The sequence below is a fragment of the Pseudomonas peli genome, assembly GCF_900099645.1.
GTDB classification, from domain to species: Bacteria; Pseudomonadota; Gammaproteobacteria; order Pseudomonadales; family Pseudomonadaceae; genus Aquipseudomonas; species Aquipseudomonas peli.
Map to the genome: position 1 here is coordinate 1,731,310 of NZ_FMTL01000001.1, position 14,374 is coordinate 1,745,683.

Below are 14,374 nucleotides of genomic sequence, written 5' to 3' on the forward strand. Positions count from 1 at the left end.
GCGACCCGCGAAATTGCACGACAAAGGCCCTTGCACAACCATGCCGGGGCCGCACGGTGGCGCGGTGTCAACCTATCTAAAACAACAAGAGAGGCAACCTCATCATGCTCGATCTGCTCAATGACCTGCTCTGGAGCAAGGTCCTCATCGTCGCCCTGGTCGGGCTCGGTCTGTACTTCTCGATTCGCTCGCGTTTCGTCCAATTCCGTTACTTCGGCGACATGTTCCGCATCTTCGCCGAAGCCTTTGAGCGCCAGCCAGGCCAGCTCAGCTCGTTTCAAGCACTGATGCTTTCGGTCGCTGGCCGCGTAGGGGCCGGCAACATCGCTGGCGTCGCAGTGGCGATCATGCTCGGCGGCCCTGGCGCCGTATTCTGGATGTGGCTGGTGGCGCTGCTCGGCATGGCTACTAGCTACTTCGAATGCTCCCTGGCGCAGCTGTACAAGCGCCGCGAGGCTGATGGCACCTACCGTGGTGGCCCGGCGTTCTACATCCTGCACGGCCTGGGTCAGCGCTGGATGGCGGTGGTGTTCTCAATCCTGCTGCTGGTGACCTTCGGCTTCGGCTTTAACGCCGTACAGTCCTACACCGTCGCCACTTCGCTGCATGACACCTTTGGTCTACCGACCTATGTCAGCGGTCTGGTACTGGTAGCGGTCATCGGCCTGATCATCTTCGGCGGCATCAAGCGCATCGCCAGCATGGCTGACGTGCTGGTACCGATCATGGCGTTCTCCTACATCGGCATGGCGCTGGTGGTACTGGGCATGAACATCACCGAAGTACCAGAAACCCTGGCCCTGATCGTGCGTAGCGCCTTCGGCCTGGAGCCAGCTTTCGCCGGCGGTATCGGTGCGGCCATCATCATGGGCGTGAAACGCGGCCTGTTCTCCAACGAAGCGGGCCTGGGCAGTGCGCCAAACGTAGCAGCCGTCGCCGAGGTCAAGCACCCGGCCGCTCAGGGCATCGTGCAGTCGCTCAGCGTGTTTATCGACACCATTCTGGTATGCACCAGCACCGCGCTGATCATCCTGCTGTCGGGCGTGTATCAGCCGGGTAGCGAGATGGCGGGCGTCGTTCTGACCCAAACTGCTCTGGCCGCCGAAGTTGGCGAATGGGGCCGCGTATTCGTCAGCATGGCGCTGCTGCTCTTCGTCTTCACCACCCTGGTGTACAACTACTACCTGGGTGAGAACGCCCTGAGCTTCTTCAGCAAGAAGCGCTGGTTGCTGCAGCTGTACCGCGTGATGGTGATTGCACTGGTGCTGTGGGGCTCGATGCAGGACCTGTCGACCGTATTCGGCTTCGCCGACGTAACCATGGGTCTGCTGGCATTGGTCAACCTGACCGCCATGTTCCTGCTGTTCAAGACTGGCCTGCGCCTGATGCGCGACTATGACGACCAGCGCAAAGCCGGTGTAGAGTCCCCAGTATTCGATGCGAAAAACTTCGCTGACCTGGACCTCGATCCAGCTGCATGGCCTAACGCGGCGCAAAACGCCCCGGCCAGCCATGCGGAAATTGGCAACAGCGTGCATCAGCGCTAAGTCATTGCTAACGCTGCATACGCTGTAATAAACAGGGGGCTTGGCCCCCTGTTTTCTTATAAGAACAATGAAAGTACGGAGACCCCTGATGGGTTGTAGCAATCTTCTGGTGCTCTACACCGGTGGCACCATCGGCATGCAAATGAGCGCCACGGGCCTGGCCCCAGCGTCCGGTTTCGATGAGCGCCTGCGCCGCCAGCAAGCGCTGGAGTCTCAGCCGCTGCCGCAATGGACCTTCCGCGAGCTGCTGCCGCCAATCGACAGCGCCAATATGAACCAGCACAACTGGCTGGCGATGGTCGCGGCGATTCGCGCCGGCATCGAGCAGGACGGCTGCGACGGCGTACTGCTGCTGCACGGCACCGACACCCTGGCCTACAGCGCTGCCGCCTTGAGCTTTCTGCTGCTGGGTTTGCCCGTACCAGTGATTCTCAGCGGTTCGATGCTGCCGGCCGGTGCCGAGGGCAGCGATGCCTGGGGCAACCTGTTCGGCGCCATGCGTGCGCTGCAGGCCGGCGTCACGCCGGGCGTGCACCTGTATTTCAACGGTGAGCTGCTGCATGGCGCGCGGGTGAGCAAGCTGCGCAGCGATGCCTTCGATGCCTTCCACGTGCTGCCACGCCAGCGCCAGAGCGCACGTGCGGAAAGCATTCCAGCGAATATCGACTACCGCCAACCGCGCCAGCCGGTGAATCTGGCCGTACTACCGTTCTACCCCGGCATCCAGGCAAACCACGTGCGCGCCCTGCTGGACAGCGGCGTGCAAGGCCTGCTGCTGGAGTGCTACGGCAGCGGGACAGGCCCGTCAGACAACGCTGAACTGCTCGATGTGCTCAAGGCCGCCCATGCACGTGGCGTAGTACTGGCCGCGATCAGCCAGTGCCCGCACGGCCATGTCGAATTCGGCGTGTATGCCGCCGGCAGCCAACTGGCCAGCGCCGGGCTGATTTCCGCCGGCGGCATGACCCGTGAAGCGGCGCTGGGCAAGCTGTTCGCCCTGCTCGGTGCCGGTCTGAGCCAGGCCGAGGTGGAACACTGGTTCGCCCTGGATGTCTGTGGTGAACGCGCCTATTGAAGGCTGGGCTCTTGCAGCTAGGCTGTAAGGGCTTTACTAAACCAACGAGGTTGCCAGCATGCCCATCCGCATTCCCGTCGAAATCCGCCCGATAACCGACGCCGACCATGCCGTATGGCTACCGCTGTGGCAGGGCTATCAACGGTTCTATATGACCGAAATCGCCGCCGCGACCAGCGAGATTACCTGGCAGCGCTTTCTCGACCCGGCCGAGCCGATGCATGCCGCGTTGGCCTGGCATGATGGCCAGGCGATTGGCCTGGTGCACTGGATCTACCACCGCTCGACCTGGACACCCGGCGACTACTGCTACCTGCAGGACCTGTTTATCAGCAAGGATGTACGCAGCAGTGGTGCCGGCCGTAAGCTGATCGAGCACGTCTACCGCGAAGCCCAGGCACAGGGCTGCTCGCGTACCTACTGGATGACCCACGAGAGCAACAGCAAGGCCATGCTGCTGTATGAACGTATCGCTGAACGCTCTGGTTTCATCCAATACCGCAAAGTGTTCTAAGCATTGACTTCGTGGTCAGAAATTCTGCCATGCGCTCTTGCCGCAGGCAGATTACAGCGTTATCTTTTGCGCCACGCCCGGCCACCTGCGCCGGCCGCGCACCTGGATCAGCAGACAGGGTAAACACTGAGCTGGCTAACCTGAACCCAACTTCAGAGGAGCCAACTCAATGGCTGCTACACGTATCTGGATCAAAAACCCCCTCGCCATCTTCACTGCCAACAACCTCGACGCTGCCGGCGGCCTGGTGATTGAAGACGGTGTGATCAGTGAACTGCTCAAGGCTGGCCAGCAGCCGAGCCAACCCTGCAATCGCACCTTCGATGCCCGCGAACATGTGGTGCTGCCGGGGCTGATCAACACCCACCACCACTTCTATCAAACCCTCACCCGCGCCTGGGGCCCGGTGGTCAATCAGCCGTTGTTTCCCTGGCTGAAGACCCTGTACCCGGTATGGGCACGCCTGACCCCCGAGAAGCTCGCCCTGGCCAGTAAAGTGGCCCTGGCCGAACTACTGCTGTCCGGCTGCAGCACCGCGGCAGATCACCACTACCTGTTCCCAGGCGGCCTGGAAAACGCCATCGACGTGCAGGTCGAAGCCGTGCGCGAACTGGGCATGCGCGCCATGCTCACCCGCGGCTCGATGAGCCTGGGCGAAGCCGACGGCGGCCTGCCACCGCAGCAGACCGTGCAACAGGGTGAAGTGATCCTGGCCGACAGCCAACGGCTGATCCATGACTACCACCAGCGCGGCGACGGTGCGCAGATCCAGATCGCCCTGGCGCCCTGCTCGCCGTTCTCAGTGACTCAGGAAATCATGCGCCAGAGCGCCGAACTGGCCGAGGAACTGGACGTGCGCCTGCACACCCACCTGGCGGAAACCCTCGACGAAGAAGACTTCTGCCTGCAGCGCTTCGGCCTGCGCACCGTTGACTATCTGGATAGCGTCGGCTGGCTCAGCTCGCGCACCTGGCTGGCACACGGCATTCACTTCAACCCGGATGAAATCGCCCGCCTGGGCCAGGCCGGCACCGGTATCTGCCACTGCCCAAGCTCGAATATGCGCCTGGCCTCCGGCATCTGTCCGACCCTCGACCTGGAAGCCGCCGGCGCACCCATCGGCATCGGCGTGGATGGCTCGGCCTCCAACGATGCCTCGAACATGATCCTCGAAGCGCGCCAGGCCCTGTATATCCAGCGTCTGCGCTACGGTGCCGAGAAGATCACCCCGGAACTGGTGCTGGGTTGGGCAAGCAAGGGTTCGGCCAAGCTACTGGGGCGCAGCGATATTGGCGAACTGGCGGTGGGCAAGCAGGCCGACCTGGCCTTCTTCAAACTCGACGAGCTGCGCTTCTCCGGCAGCCACGACCCAATCTCCGCCCTGCTGCTGTGCGGCGCCGACAAGGCCGACCGGATGATGATTGGCGGCCAGTGGCGCGTGATCGACGGCCAGATCGAAGGCCTCGACGTGGCCAAGCTGATCGCCGATCACCGCCAGGCGGCCAAGGAGTTGATTGCTGGGTGATGCATCCACCCTGAAGGAGCTGCTGGGCGGTACCCCGCCGCTCCTACGGCGGCAGTTAAAACACCGACCAGCCGATCCGCTCGCTCAGCAGCTCCAGGGCCTTGATCCCGGCCAGGGAGTTGCCGGCGGCGTTCAGCTCCGGTGACCACACGCACACGCTGAAACGCCCCGGCACTACAGCGACAATGCCGCCGCCAACACCACTCTTGCCCGGTAGGCCGACACGGTAGGCAAAGTTACCAGCTTCGTCGTACAGGCCGCTGGTGGCCATGATCGCGTTGACCTGTTTGCTCTGCCGCGCACTCAAAATCGACTGACTGCTGTGCTTGCAGAAGCCGTCGTTAGCCAAAAAGCAGAACGCCCGCGCCAAGTCGACGCAGCTCATGCGCAGCGCGCAGTAACTGAAATAGCTGCGCAACACCGCTTCCACATCGTTGTGAAAATTGCCGAAGGACTGCATCAGGTAAGCCGCCGCTGCATTGCGTGCGCGGTGCTGGTATTCCGACTCGGCCACCCGCTGGTCCACCGCCACCTCCGGGTTACCCGCCAGACGGCGCACAAAGTCACGCATCGACAACACTGGCGCAGCAAAGCGCGACTGATTGATGTCGCAGATCACCAGCGCACCGGCATTGATAAACGGATTGCGCGGCTTGCCTCGCTCGAATTCCAACTGCACCAGCGAATTGAAGGGCTGGCCGGAGGGCTCATGACCCAAGCGCTGCCAGATATCCTCACCGGAATGCTCGATCGCCTGCACCAGGCTGAACACCTTGGAAATGCTCTGCACGGAGAACGGCGTGTGCGCATCACCGGCGCAGTACAACTCGCCATCGTTGCTGTACACCGCAATGCCCAGCTGGTTGGCCGGCACATCGGCCAGCGCCGGGATGTAATCGGCCACTTTCCCTTGCCCGATCAGCGGGCGGACTTGATCAAGAATTTCATTCAACAGCGCTTGCATGTTCAGGCTCGCCACAAGGTCCGAGCGCGCCTCGGACGATGGCAGGTAGACGCTTGCCTGGCGGCGCTGATCACACGCCTAAAACTTTTCCGCGCGCAGCACTTCAACCTGTGCCAGGTAGCAGACCATGGCGTAGTTGGCGTAGTAGCGCGCCTGCAGGTGGCCGGCGATGCGTTCAGCGATATCGCGGGTGCAGATGATTTCCACGCGGATATTGCCTTCGGTGTCCCAGCCGGCACTGCGCACGCCGCGGCCACCCCGGCCGCGGGCATCGGAGATGGTCCAGCCCGGCGCGCCAAGCTGTTCCAGGTCAACCACCAGTTTTTTCTCCAGCGCCGCTTCGCAGATCACGGTAAGCAGGGTGCGGATATGCGCGTCCATCTAGAGCCCCCAGGCCATCAGTTGTTCGGCCAGCATCAGGTATAACGGGATGCCGACGATGATATTGAAGGGAAAGGTAATGCCCAGCGACGCCGTCAGCGACAGCGACGGGTTGGCCTCGGGCAAGGCCAGGCGCAAGGCCGCCGGCACGGCGATATAGGACGCAGACGCCGCCAGCGTAGCCAGCACCGCTGTACCGCCGAGGCTGAGGCCCATAAAACGACCGAGTAGCGCGCCGATCAACGCACCGAACAACGGCATCAGCAAGGCAAAACCCAGCAGGCGCAGACCGAACTGCTTGAGCGAGCCGAGCTGACCGGAGGCAATCAGCCCCATCTCCAACAGGAACAGCGCCAGCACCGGTTTGAACATGCTGGTGTAGAACGGCTCCAGCGGCTTGATTGCCTCTTTGCCGGCAATCGCACCGATGATCAGGCCACCGAGCAGCAGCATGATGCTCTTGCCGAGAAAGATTTCCCGACCCAACTCACCCCAATCGGTATCGCGGGCAATCCCCTTGGCCAACAGGATGCCGACCAGAATCGCCGGGATTTCCAGAATGGCGACAAACAGTGGCATGTAGCTTTCGAACTCGATGCCCTTGGCCAGCATGTAGGCCACTACCACAGCAAAGGTCCCGGCGCTGACCGAACCATAGTGCGCCGCCACTGCGGCGGCATTGACCCGGTCGAAGCCCAGACCGCGCAGCACGGCAAAGGCCAGCAGCGGCAGCGCCACACCCAGCCCCAGCACCCAGGCGGCCTGCCCGAGCAACTGCCAGCTGGCCTGCTCGGCCAACTCCACACCGCCGTGCAGACCAATGGCCAGCAGCAGAATGATGGAGAGGGTTTCATACAGCGCAGGTGGCAATTTCAGCTCGCTTTTCAGCAAACCCGCCAACAGGCCGAACACAAAGAACAGCACCACCGGATCCAGACTCACCGCGCATTGCTCCCGTATTGAACTGCTATTAAGACGCCTGTCGCGTCACACCTGCTCGAATAAAAGGTCATGCCCCCACCACGCGTTGTGCTGATACCCGCAGTTTTGCCCAGTCTCCTGCTGAGAACAGCAGAACCCTGCACAGCGGGGCATAACCGAAAAAAAGGAGCCTTACGGCTCCAGGGACTCAGGCACTGGGCCTAAGAACCCATGCAGGCGCGACGAATAAGCCGCGCCTGCGGTGTAAAAAGAAGCCCCAAAAAAGCCATTCAAATGCCTGTTCAAACAGCCGGGGCTTCCGAGGTTAACCTTCGATTTCCACCAGTACGTCGCCCGGATTGACCCGATCGCCCTTGGCCACATGCACCGCCGTCACGGTACCGGCAATCGGCGCCTGCACTTCGGTTTCCATCTTCATCGCTTCGCTGATCAGTACCGCCTGACCGGCCTTGACCGTGTCACCGACCTTGACCAGTACATCGACGATATTGCCTGGCATGCTGGTGCTGACATCGCCCGGCGCACTGGCCTGCTTACGCTTGCCAGAACTGCCCGCGACAAAATCATTCAGCGGTTCAAACACCACTTCTTCCGGCATGCCGTCGATCGACAGGTAGAAGTGACGCTTGCCGTCGCTCTTCACGCCAACGCCGGTGATGTCGACGCGGTAGCTTTCGCCGTGTACATCCACCACGAATTCGGTCGGTACACCTTCACCACCCGCTGGGGCCACACCGCCGGCTTCCGGGATCGGCAGCAGCACTTCCGGCGTCAGGGTGCCGGCAGCACGGTCTTCAAGGAACTTGCGCCCGATATCCGGGAACATGGCATAGGTCAGCACGTCTTCTTCGGACTTAGCCAGGCTGCCGATTTCCTCACGCAGTTTGGCCATCTCCGGCTTGATCAGGTCGGCCGGACGCACTTCGATGACTTCTTCGCTGCCAATCGCCTGCTTGCGCAGCTGTTCGTTGACCTTGCCCGGCGCCAGGCCGTATCGACCTTGCAGGTAGAGCTTCACCTCGTTGGTGATGGTTTTATAACGCTCACCGGCGAGGACGTTGAACACCGCCTGGGTGCCGACAATCTGCGAGGTCGGCGTCACCAGCGGCGGGAAGCCGAGGTCTTCACGCACCCGCGGGATTTCCGCAAACACCTCGTTGATGCGGTTTAACGCGCCCTGCTCTTTCAGCTGGTTAGCCAGGTTAGACATCATCCCGCCCGGCACCTGGTTGACCTGCACGCGGGTATCCACGGCGGTGAACTCGCTCTCGAACTGGTGGTACTTCTTGCGCACGGCATGGAAGTACAGGCCGATCTCCTGAATCAACGCCAGGTCCAGCCCGGTGTCGTAGGGGCTGCCCTTGAGCGCGGCGACCATCGACTCGGTACCCGGATGGCTGGTGCCCCAGGCGAAGCTGGAGATGGCGGTGTCGATATGGTCAGCACCGGCTTCAATCGCCTTGAGCTGGCACATCGAACCCATGCCGGCGGTGTCGTGGCTGTGGATAAACACTGGCAGGTCGACGTCCGCCTTCAGCGCCCGCACCAGATCAGCAGTGGCGTACGGGGTGAGCAGACCGGCCATATCCTTGATCGCGATGGAGTCGATGCCCATGGCCTGCATGGCCTTGGCCTGTTTCACAAACGCCTCAACGGTGTGCACGGGGCTGGTGGTGTACGCGATGGTGCCTTGTGCGTGCTTACCGGCGGCCTTCACCGCTTCAATGGACACGCGCAGGTTACGCACGTCATTCATCGCATCAAAGATGCGGAACACGTCGATACCATTGACGGCGGCTTTGGCCACAAAGGCGCGCACCACGTCATCACTGTAGTGGCGATAACCGAGCAGGTTCTGTCCACGCAGGAGCATCTGCAAGCGGGTGTTCGGCAGACCGGCCTTGAGTTTGCGCAGGCGCTCCCAGGGATCTTCCTTGAGGAAGCGCACGCAGGAATCGAAGGTCGCGCCGCCCCAGACCTCCAGCGACCAGTAACCGACCTGATCAAGCTTGGCGCAGATCGGCAGCATGTCATCCAGGCGCATGCGGGTGGCGATGATCGACTGGTGGGCATCGCGCAGGATGGTATCGGTGATGGTGATCTTCTTGTTCATGGTCTGATTCCTTCCCCTACAGGCCGGCGTGGGCAGCGATGGCGGTGGCAATGGCGATGGCCAGGTGCGACGGGTTGCGCTTGATCGAGTATTCGGTCAGCTCCGGGTGCGACTCGACAAAACTGGTGTTGAACTGGCCGCTGCGAAATTCCGGGTTACGCAGGATTTCCTGGTAATAGGCGGCGGTGGTCTTAACCCCTTGCACGCGCATGTCATCCAGGGCGCGCAAGCCACGTGCCAGGGCTTCTTCCCAGGTCAGCGCCCAGACGATCAGCTTCAGGCACATGGAGTCGTAGTGCGGCGGAATGGTGTAGCCGGTATAGATCGCCGTGTCGGTGCGTACCCCAGGACCGCCGGGGGCGTAGTAACGGGTGATCTTGCCGAACGAGGGCAAAAAGTTGTTCTTCGGGTCTTCGGCATTGATACGGAACTGCAGGGCGAAACCCCGGTGGATGATGTCTTCCTGCTTGATCGACAACTCCAACCCCGAGGCGATGCGGATCTGCTCACGGACGATGTCGATGCCGGTGATTTCTTCGGTGATGGTGTGCTCCACCTGAACCCGCGTGTTCATCTCCATGAAGTACAGCTCGCCGTCCTCGGCCAGCAGGAACTCCACGGTACCGGCGTTCTCGTAACCCACCGCTTTGGCGGCGCGTACCGACAGGTCGCCGATGTAGGCGCGCTGCTCAGGGGTCAGCTGGGGGCTGGGGGCGATCTCAATCAGCTTCTGGTTACGCCGCTGGATTGAGCAATCGCGCTCGAACAGGTGCACGGTGTTGCCAAAACTGTCGGCAAGTACCTGCGCCTCAATGTGCTTGGGGTTGACGATGCACTTTTCCAGAAACACTTCGGCACGGCCGAAGGCTTTGGTCGCCTCGGAGATCACCCGTGGGTAGGCCTGCTCCAGCTCGTCGCGGCTGTTACAGCGGCGGATACCGCGCCCGCCGCCGCCATTGGTGGCCTTGAGCATCACCGGGTAACCGATGCGGTCGCCTTCGCGCAGTGCCTCGGCGATATCCGCCACGTTGCCTTCGGTACCGGGGGTGCAGGGTACGCCGGCGGCGATCATGCTGCGCCGCGCTTCGGTCTTGTCGCCCATGCGCCGGATCACTTCCGCGCTCGGGCCGATAAACTTAATGCCCCGCTCGACGCAGATATCCGCCAGCTCGGCGTTTTCCGAGAGAAAGCCATAGCCGGGATGCAGTGCATCACAGCCGGTTTCCACCGCCAGGTTGACCAGCTTGCGCGGGTTCAAATAGCCGGCCAGCGGTTCCTCGCCAATGCTGTGGGCTTCGTCAGCGCGCTTGACGTGTAAGGCGTGGCGGTCAGCATCGGAGTAAACCGCCACCGAGCGAATACCCATTTCGGCACACGCTCGTACGATGCGTACGGCAATCTCACCGCGGTTGGCTATCAGGATTTTCTTGATCACGAGCCAGCGTCCTCGATCACGTGAGCAGGCGAACGGCAAAACCGGTCGACGTGTGACCGCAACAGCAGCAGCGGTCAGGTGCTCACGCTACGCCGGCTTGGTGATTAACCAAAATCAATTATTATTGGGTTAGGCATTAGCTAAAGCTTATAGTTAAGCCTGGCCACTACCCTCACACAGGTGAAATTTGTGCGTAAGTCCTTGCTGCGTATGACTTTTCGTCAGATTCAGGTGTTTCGCTCAGTGTGCAGCCATCTGTCCTACAGCCGCGCCGCAGAGGAAATGGCCCTGACCCAACCCGCCGTAAGCCTGCAGATTCGCCAGTTGGAAGAGCTGATCGGCCAGCCGCTGTTTGATTACATCGGCAAGAAGCTGTACCTGACCGAAGCCGCCGAAGCCCTGCAACGCGCCAGCGCGGATATTTTCGGCCGCCTGGAAAGCCTCGACATGCAGCTCTCTGACCTCCAGGGCTCACTGCAAGGGCAGTTGAGCCTGGCGATCGAATCCAGCGCCAAGTACTTCATTCCGCACCTGTTCGCCGCTTTTCGCCAGCAATACCCGGAAGTCAACTTACAGCTGGTGGTCACCAATCACACCCAGGCCCTCAAACGCCTGAACGCCAACCGTGATGACCTGTTGATCATGTCGCGGGTGCCAACGGACATGAACCTGGAGTTTCTGCCCTTTCTGACGAACCCGATCATCGCCGTGGCGCCCGCCGATCACCCGTTGTGTAGCCAGGGCCCACTGAGCCTGCAGGACCTCACCGCGTTTCCGCTGCTGATCCGCGAAGCGGGCTCCGGCACTCGCCAGGCCTGTGAGGAGTATTGCCACCAGAAGCGCGCGCACTTCGCGCAAACCTTGGAAGTCGGCTCCATGGAAGGTCAGTGCGAAGGCGTCATCGCCGGCCTTGGCCTGGCCCTGCTGCCACGTCACGCGGTGCGCCGCGAGTTGGAATGCGGCGTCCTGCGTGAGCTGCCGGTGAGCGAGCTGCCGCTGCTGCGCAGCTGGTGCCTGGTGCACCCGCGCAGCAAATACCTGTCACCGGTAGCCCAGGCATTTTTCGCCTTCGTGCGCGATCAACGCAGCCTGATCAACACGCTGGCTGAGCGGTTTGCTGCACCAATGCCTGCTTGCCCGCCAGGTAATTAGCTGCAATCAACTCCGGAAAGTCGACCAACTCATGCTGCAGCTGACGCTGCTCGGCATAGCTTTCAATGGCGCGACGGTATTCCATGCGGCGCTGGTCGATCAGCTTGCGCCGAGCTTTTGCATCGCTGCTTTCGTGAGACTGCGGTTTATCCAGATAGCCAGACATAGGGTGCAACTCCCAAGCTGAGTAAGGGAGTACCAGCATCGACCCTGGATATGACGCTTTGATGGCCACGCGATAACGTGGCGATGACATCAGTCTTCGACGGTTTTATGTGACTTCGGCGACAGGCGCAGGCTGCGCAGACTGCGTTTGACACTCTTCAGGTGATTCACCAGGCCAGGGCCACGGGCCATGGCCACGCCCATGGCGAGCACGTCAATCACCACCAGGTGGGCGATGCGCGAAGTCAGCGGGGTGTAGATTTCAGTGTCTTCCTGCACGTCGATGGCCAGGTTGACCGTGGCCAGATCCGCCAGCGGTGTCTGACTCGGGCACAGGGTGATCAACGTCGCGCCGGTTTCACGCACCAGGTTGGCGGTGATCAGCAAATCCTTGGAGCGCCCGGACTGCGAGATGCAGATGGCCACATCAGTGGGTTTCAAGGTCACCGCGCTCATCGCCTGCATGTGCGGGTCGGAATAGGCTGCGGCCGTGAGCAGCAGGCGGAAGAACTTGTGCTGGGCATCCGCCGCCACCGCGCCGGACGCGCCAAAACCATAGAACTCCACACGCTGAGCATTGGCAATCGCGGCAATGGCCTGCTGCAAGGCCTGGGTGTCGAGCTTTTCGCGCACTTCGATCAGGGTATGCAGAGTGGTGTCGAAGATTTTCAGGCTGAAGTCGGCCACCGAGTCGTCTTCATGGATGGCGAACTGGCCGAAGCTGGCACCCGCAGCCAAGCTTTGCGCCAATTTGAGCTTGAGGTCCTGAAAACCGGTGCAGCCAATCGCCCGACAGAACCGTACGATCGTAGGCTCGCTGATGCCGACGCTATGGGCCAGCTCAGCCATGGAGCTGTGCATGACCGAAGCCGGATCAAGCAGAACATGGTCGGCGACCTTGAGTTCCGATTTGCGGAGTAGATGACGCGACTGGGCAATGTGCTGCAACAGGTTCACAGGTTTAGGCTCGGCTTTTGGCTAACGAATCCATCTAGCACGCCGCATCGGAGTCATGACTCGGTTATGATCGGCGAAAGACAGGTTGTAGTGGTCTTGTAGTTATACTACATGGCCGCCGCCGCCGCACGGTTAAACCGAGTCGGAGTTCCCACCTTGAGCATTCCCTGCGACATGCTGGTGTTTGGCGGCACCGGCGACCTGGCCCTGCATAAACTGCTGCCAGCGCTCTATCACCTGCATCGCGCCGGTCGCCTGCATGGCGACACGCGTATTCTGGCCCTGGCGCGCAGCGCGCTCAGCCGCTCAGCGTTTCAGGCCCTGGCCGAGCGCCATTGCCGCGCTCAAGTAGCGCGCAACGACTTCGACAACGACACCTGGGCCAGCTTCGCCGCACGGCTTGATTACTTTGCCATGGATGCCAGCCAGAGCGCCGATTTCGGCCGCCTGGGCAAACGCCTGGGGAACGATCCAGAGCGGGTGCGCATTTACTACCTGGCCACCGCGCCGGATTTGTTTGAAGACATCGCCTCGCACCTGAAAATCGCCAGCCTGGCTGGGCCCAAGGCGCGCATCGTGCTGGAAAAGCCGATTGGCCATTCGCTGGAGTCAGCTAAGGCCATCAACGCGGCCATTGGCGCCGTGTTCGATGAGTCGCGGGTGTTCCGCATCGACCACTACCTGGGCAAAGAGACGGTGCAGAACCTGATGGCACTGCGCTTTGCCAACGCCCTGTTCGAGCCGATCTGGCGCGCCGGGCATATTGATCACGTGCAGATCAGCGTGTGCGAAACCCTCGGCGTGGAAAATCGCGGCGCTTACTACGAAAAAGCCGGCGCCATGCGCGACATGATCCAGAACCACCTGCTGCAGCTGCTGTGCCTGGTGGCCATGGAAGCGCCGGTGCGTTTCGACGCCGAGGCGGTGCGTAACGAGAAGGTGAAAATCCTCGAAGCCCTGAAACCCATCACCGGCCTCGACGTGCAGGATAAAACCGTGCGCGGCCAGTACACCGCCGGCAAGATCGGCGGCCAGGAAGTGCCCGCCTACTACTTCGAAAAGAATGTCGACAACGACAGCGACACCGAAACCTTTGTCGCCGTGCAGGCCGAAATCGACAACTGGCGCTGGGCCGGCGTGCCGTTCTACCTGCGCACGGGCAAACGTTTGGCGCGTAAAACCTCGGAAATACTCATCCAGTTCAAGCCAGTACCACATCAACTGTTCGGCGGCGGCGAAGCCAACCGCCTGTTGATTCGCCTGCAACCGGAAGAACGCATCAGCCTGCAACTGATGGGCAAGAGCCCCGGTAAGGGCATGCACCTGCAGCCGGTTGAACTTGACCTCAACCTGGCGGATGCCTTCCATAAACAGCGCCGCTGGGATGCCTACGAGCGCCTGTTGCTCGACGTCATCGAAGGCGACTCAACGCTGTTTATGCGCCGCGACGAAGTGGAAGCCGCCTGGAGCTGGGTCGACCCGATCATCAAAGGCTGGCACCAGCACTACCAGAGCCCACGCCCCTACCCGGCCGGCAGCGACGGCCCGGAACAGGCCGGCAACCTGCTCGAGCGTCACGAACGGCAGTGGATGGAATAGTCCAG

Annotated in this window: 13 protein-coding genes; 6 read left to right on the forward strand and 7 right to left on the reverse strand. The window is 61.5% G+C overall.

The genetic code is table 11. The annotated features are described in order from the left end of the window. The first annotated feature begins 104 nt into the window (after nucleotides 1-104). The 4 genes from BLO50_RS08220 to BLO50_RS08235 all read left to right on the forward strand — a co-directional run bounded on the left by BLO50_RS08220 (nucleotide 105) and on the right by BLO50_RS08235 (nucleotide 4,661). Nucleotides 105-1,547 (forward strand): alanine/glycine:cation symporter family protein, encoded by a 1,443-nt coding sequence (locus BLO50_RS08220; protein WP_090250857.1) that lies wholly within the window; start codon nucleotides 105-107, stop codon nucleotides 1,545-1,547. 88 nt (nucleotides 1,548-1,635) lie between these two features. Next, entirely contained in the window at nucleotides 1,636-2,622 is a 987-nt protein-coding gene (locus tag BLO50_RS08225; protein WP_090250860.1) for an asparaginase, read from the forward strand. A gap of 58 nt (nucleotides 2,623-2,680) precedes the next feature. Continuing rightward, nucleotides 2,681-3,136, forward strand: a complete 456-nt coding sequence (locus BLO50_RS08230) for a GNAT family N-acetyltransferase (protein WP_090250862.1) — start codon at nucleotides 2,681-2,683, stop codon at nucleotides 3,134-3,136. A gap of 169 nt (nucleotides 3,137-3,305) precedes the next feature. Next, nucleotides 3,306-4,661 (forward strand): 8-oxoguanine deaminase, encoded by a 1,356-nt coding sequence (locus BLO50_RS08235; protein WP_090250866.1) that lies wholly within the window; start codon nucleotides 3,306-3,308, stop codon nucleotides 4,659-4,661. A gap of 55 nt (nucleotides 4,662-4,716) precedes the next feature. On the opposite strand, the gene glsB is transcribed toward BLO50_RS08235, so the two are convergent. The 5 genes from glsB to BLO50_RS08260 form a co-directional block, all read right to left on the reverse strand. After that, a complete protein-coding gene (gene glsB, locus BLO50_RS08240; protein ID WP_090250868.1) occupies nucleotides 4,717-5,625 on the reverse strand; it encodes a glutaminase B in 909 nt (302 codons plus the stop codon). 78 nt (nucleotides 5,626-5,703) lie between these two features. Then, nucleotides 5,704-6,006 carry a P-II family nitrogen regulator gene (locus tag BLO50_RS08245; protein WP_090250871.1) on the reverse strand — a complete coding sequence of 101 codons (303 nt, stop codon included), beginning with the start codon at nucleotides 6,004-6,006 and terminating at the stop codon, nucleotides 5,704-5,706. Continuing rightward, nucleotides 6,007-6,948, reverse strand: coding sequence for a sodium-dependent bicarbonate transport family permease (locus BLO50_RS08250; protein ID WP_090250873.1), 942 nt, complete (start codon nucleotides 6,946-6,948; stop codon nucleotides 6,007-6,009). A 304-nt stretch (nucleotides 6,949-7,252) separates the two neighbouring features. Continuing rightward, nucleotides 7,253-9,061, reverse strand: coding sequence for a sodium-extruding oxaloacetate decarboxylase subunit alpha (oadA, locus tag BLO50_RS08255; protein WP_090250876.1), 1,809 nt, complete (start codon nucleotides 9,059-9,061; stop codon nucleotides 7,253-7,255). 16 nt (nucleotides 9,062-9,077) lie between these two features. Then, the gene (locus BLO50_RS08260; RefSeq protein ID WP_090250877.1) at nucleotides 9,078-10,496 is read right to left on the reverse strand and encodes an acetyl-CoA carboxylase biotin carboxylase subunit; all 1,419 of its coding nucleotides are present in this window, start codon (nucleotides 10,494-10,496) and stop codon (nucleotides 9,078-9,080) included. Nucleotides 10,497-10,685: 189 nt separating this feature from the next. Here BLO50_RS08260 and BLO50_RS08265 point away from each other — a divergent pair, with 189 nt between their 5' ends. After that, entirely contained in the window at nucleotides 10,686-11,648 is a 963-nt protein-coding gene (locus BLO50_RS08265) for a LysR family transcriptional regulator (RefSeq protein ID WP_090250880.1), read from the forward strand. Here BLO50_RS08265 and BLO50_RS08270 read toward each other — a convergent pair. After that, a complete protein-coding gene (locus BLO50_RS08270; RefSeq protein WP_090250883.1) occupies nucleotides 11,590-11,814 on the reverse strand; it encodes a PA3496 family putative envelope integrity protein in 225 nt (74 codons plus the stop codon). The two genes, BLO50_RS08265 and BLO50_RS08270, sit on opposite strands and share 59 nt — an antisense overlap. Nucleotides 11,815-11,903: 89 nt before the next feature. Further along, nucleotides 11,904-12,770 (reverse strand): transcriptional regulator HexR, encoded by an 867-nt coding sequence (hexR, locus tag BLO50_RS08275; protein WP_090250886.1) that lies wholly within the window; start codon nucleotides 12,768-12,770, stop codon nucleotides 11,904-11,906. A gap of 111 nt (nucleotides 12,771-12,881) precedes the next feature. On the opposite strand from hexR, the gene zwf reads away from it, so the two are divergent. Continuing rightward, entirely contained in the window at nucleotides 12,882-14,369 is a 1,488-nt protein-coding gene (gene zwf / locus BLO50_RS08280; RefSeq protein WP_167354441.1) for a glucose-6-phosphate dehydrogenase, read from the forward strand. Nucleotides 14,370-14,374: the final 5 nt, after the last annotated feature.

Excerpts from the sequence above, each read along its gene's own strand:
- BLO50_RS08220 (WP_090250857.1), top strand. The coding sequence starts at position 105 with ATGCTCGATCTGCTCAATGACCTGCTCTGGAGCAAGGTCCTCATCGTC.
- BLO50_RS08225 (WP_090250860.1), top strand. The coding sequence starts at position 1,636 with ATGGGTTGTAGCAATCTTCTGGTGCTCTACACCGGTGGCACCATCGGC.
- BLO50_RS08230 (WP_090250862.1), top strand. The coding sequence starts at position 2,681 with ATGCCCATCCGCATTCCCGTCGAAATCCGCCCGATAACCGACGCCGAC.
- BLO50_RS08235 (WP_090250866.1), top strand. The coding sequence starts at position 3,306 with ATGGCTGCTACACGTATCTGGATCAAAAACCCCCTCGCCATCTTCACT.
- glsB (WP_090250868.1), bottom strand. The coding sequence starts at position 5,625 with ATGCAAGCGCTGTTGAATGAAATTCTTGATCAAGTCCGCCCGCTGATC.
- BLO50_RS08245 (WP_090250871.1), bottom strand. The coding sequence starts at position 6,006 with ATGGACGCGCATATCCGCACCCTGCTTACCGTGATCTGCGAAGCGGCG.
- oadA (WP_090250876.1), bottom strand. The coding sequence starts at position 9,061 with ATGAACAAGAAGATCACCATCACCGATACCATCCTGCGCGATGCCCAC.
- BLO50_RS08270 (WP_090250883.1), bottom strand. The coding sequence starts at position 11,814 with ATGTCTGGCTATCTGGATAAACCGCAGTCTCACGAAAGCAGCGATGCA.
- zwf (WP_167354441.1), top strand. The coding sequence starts at position 12,882 with ATGGCCGCCGCCGCCGCACGGTTAAACCGAGTCGGAGTTCCCACCTTG.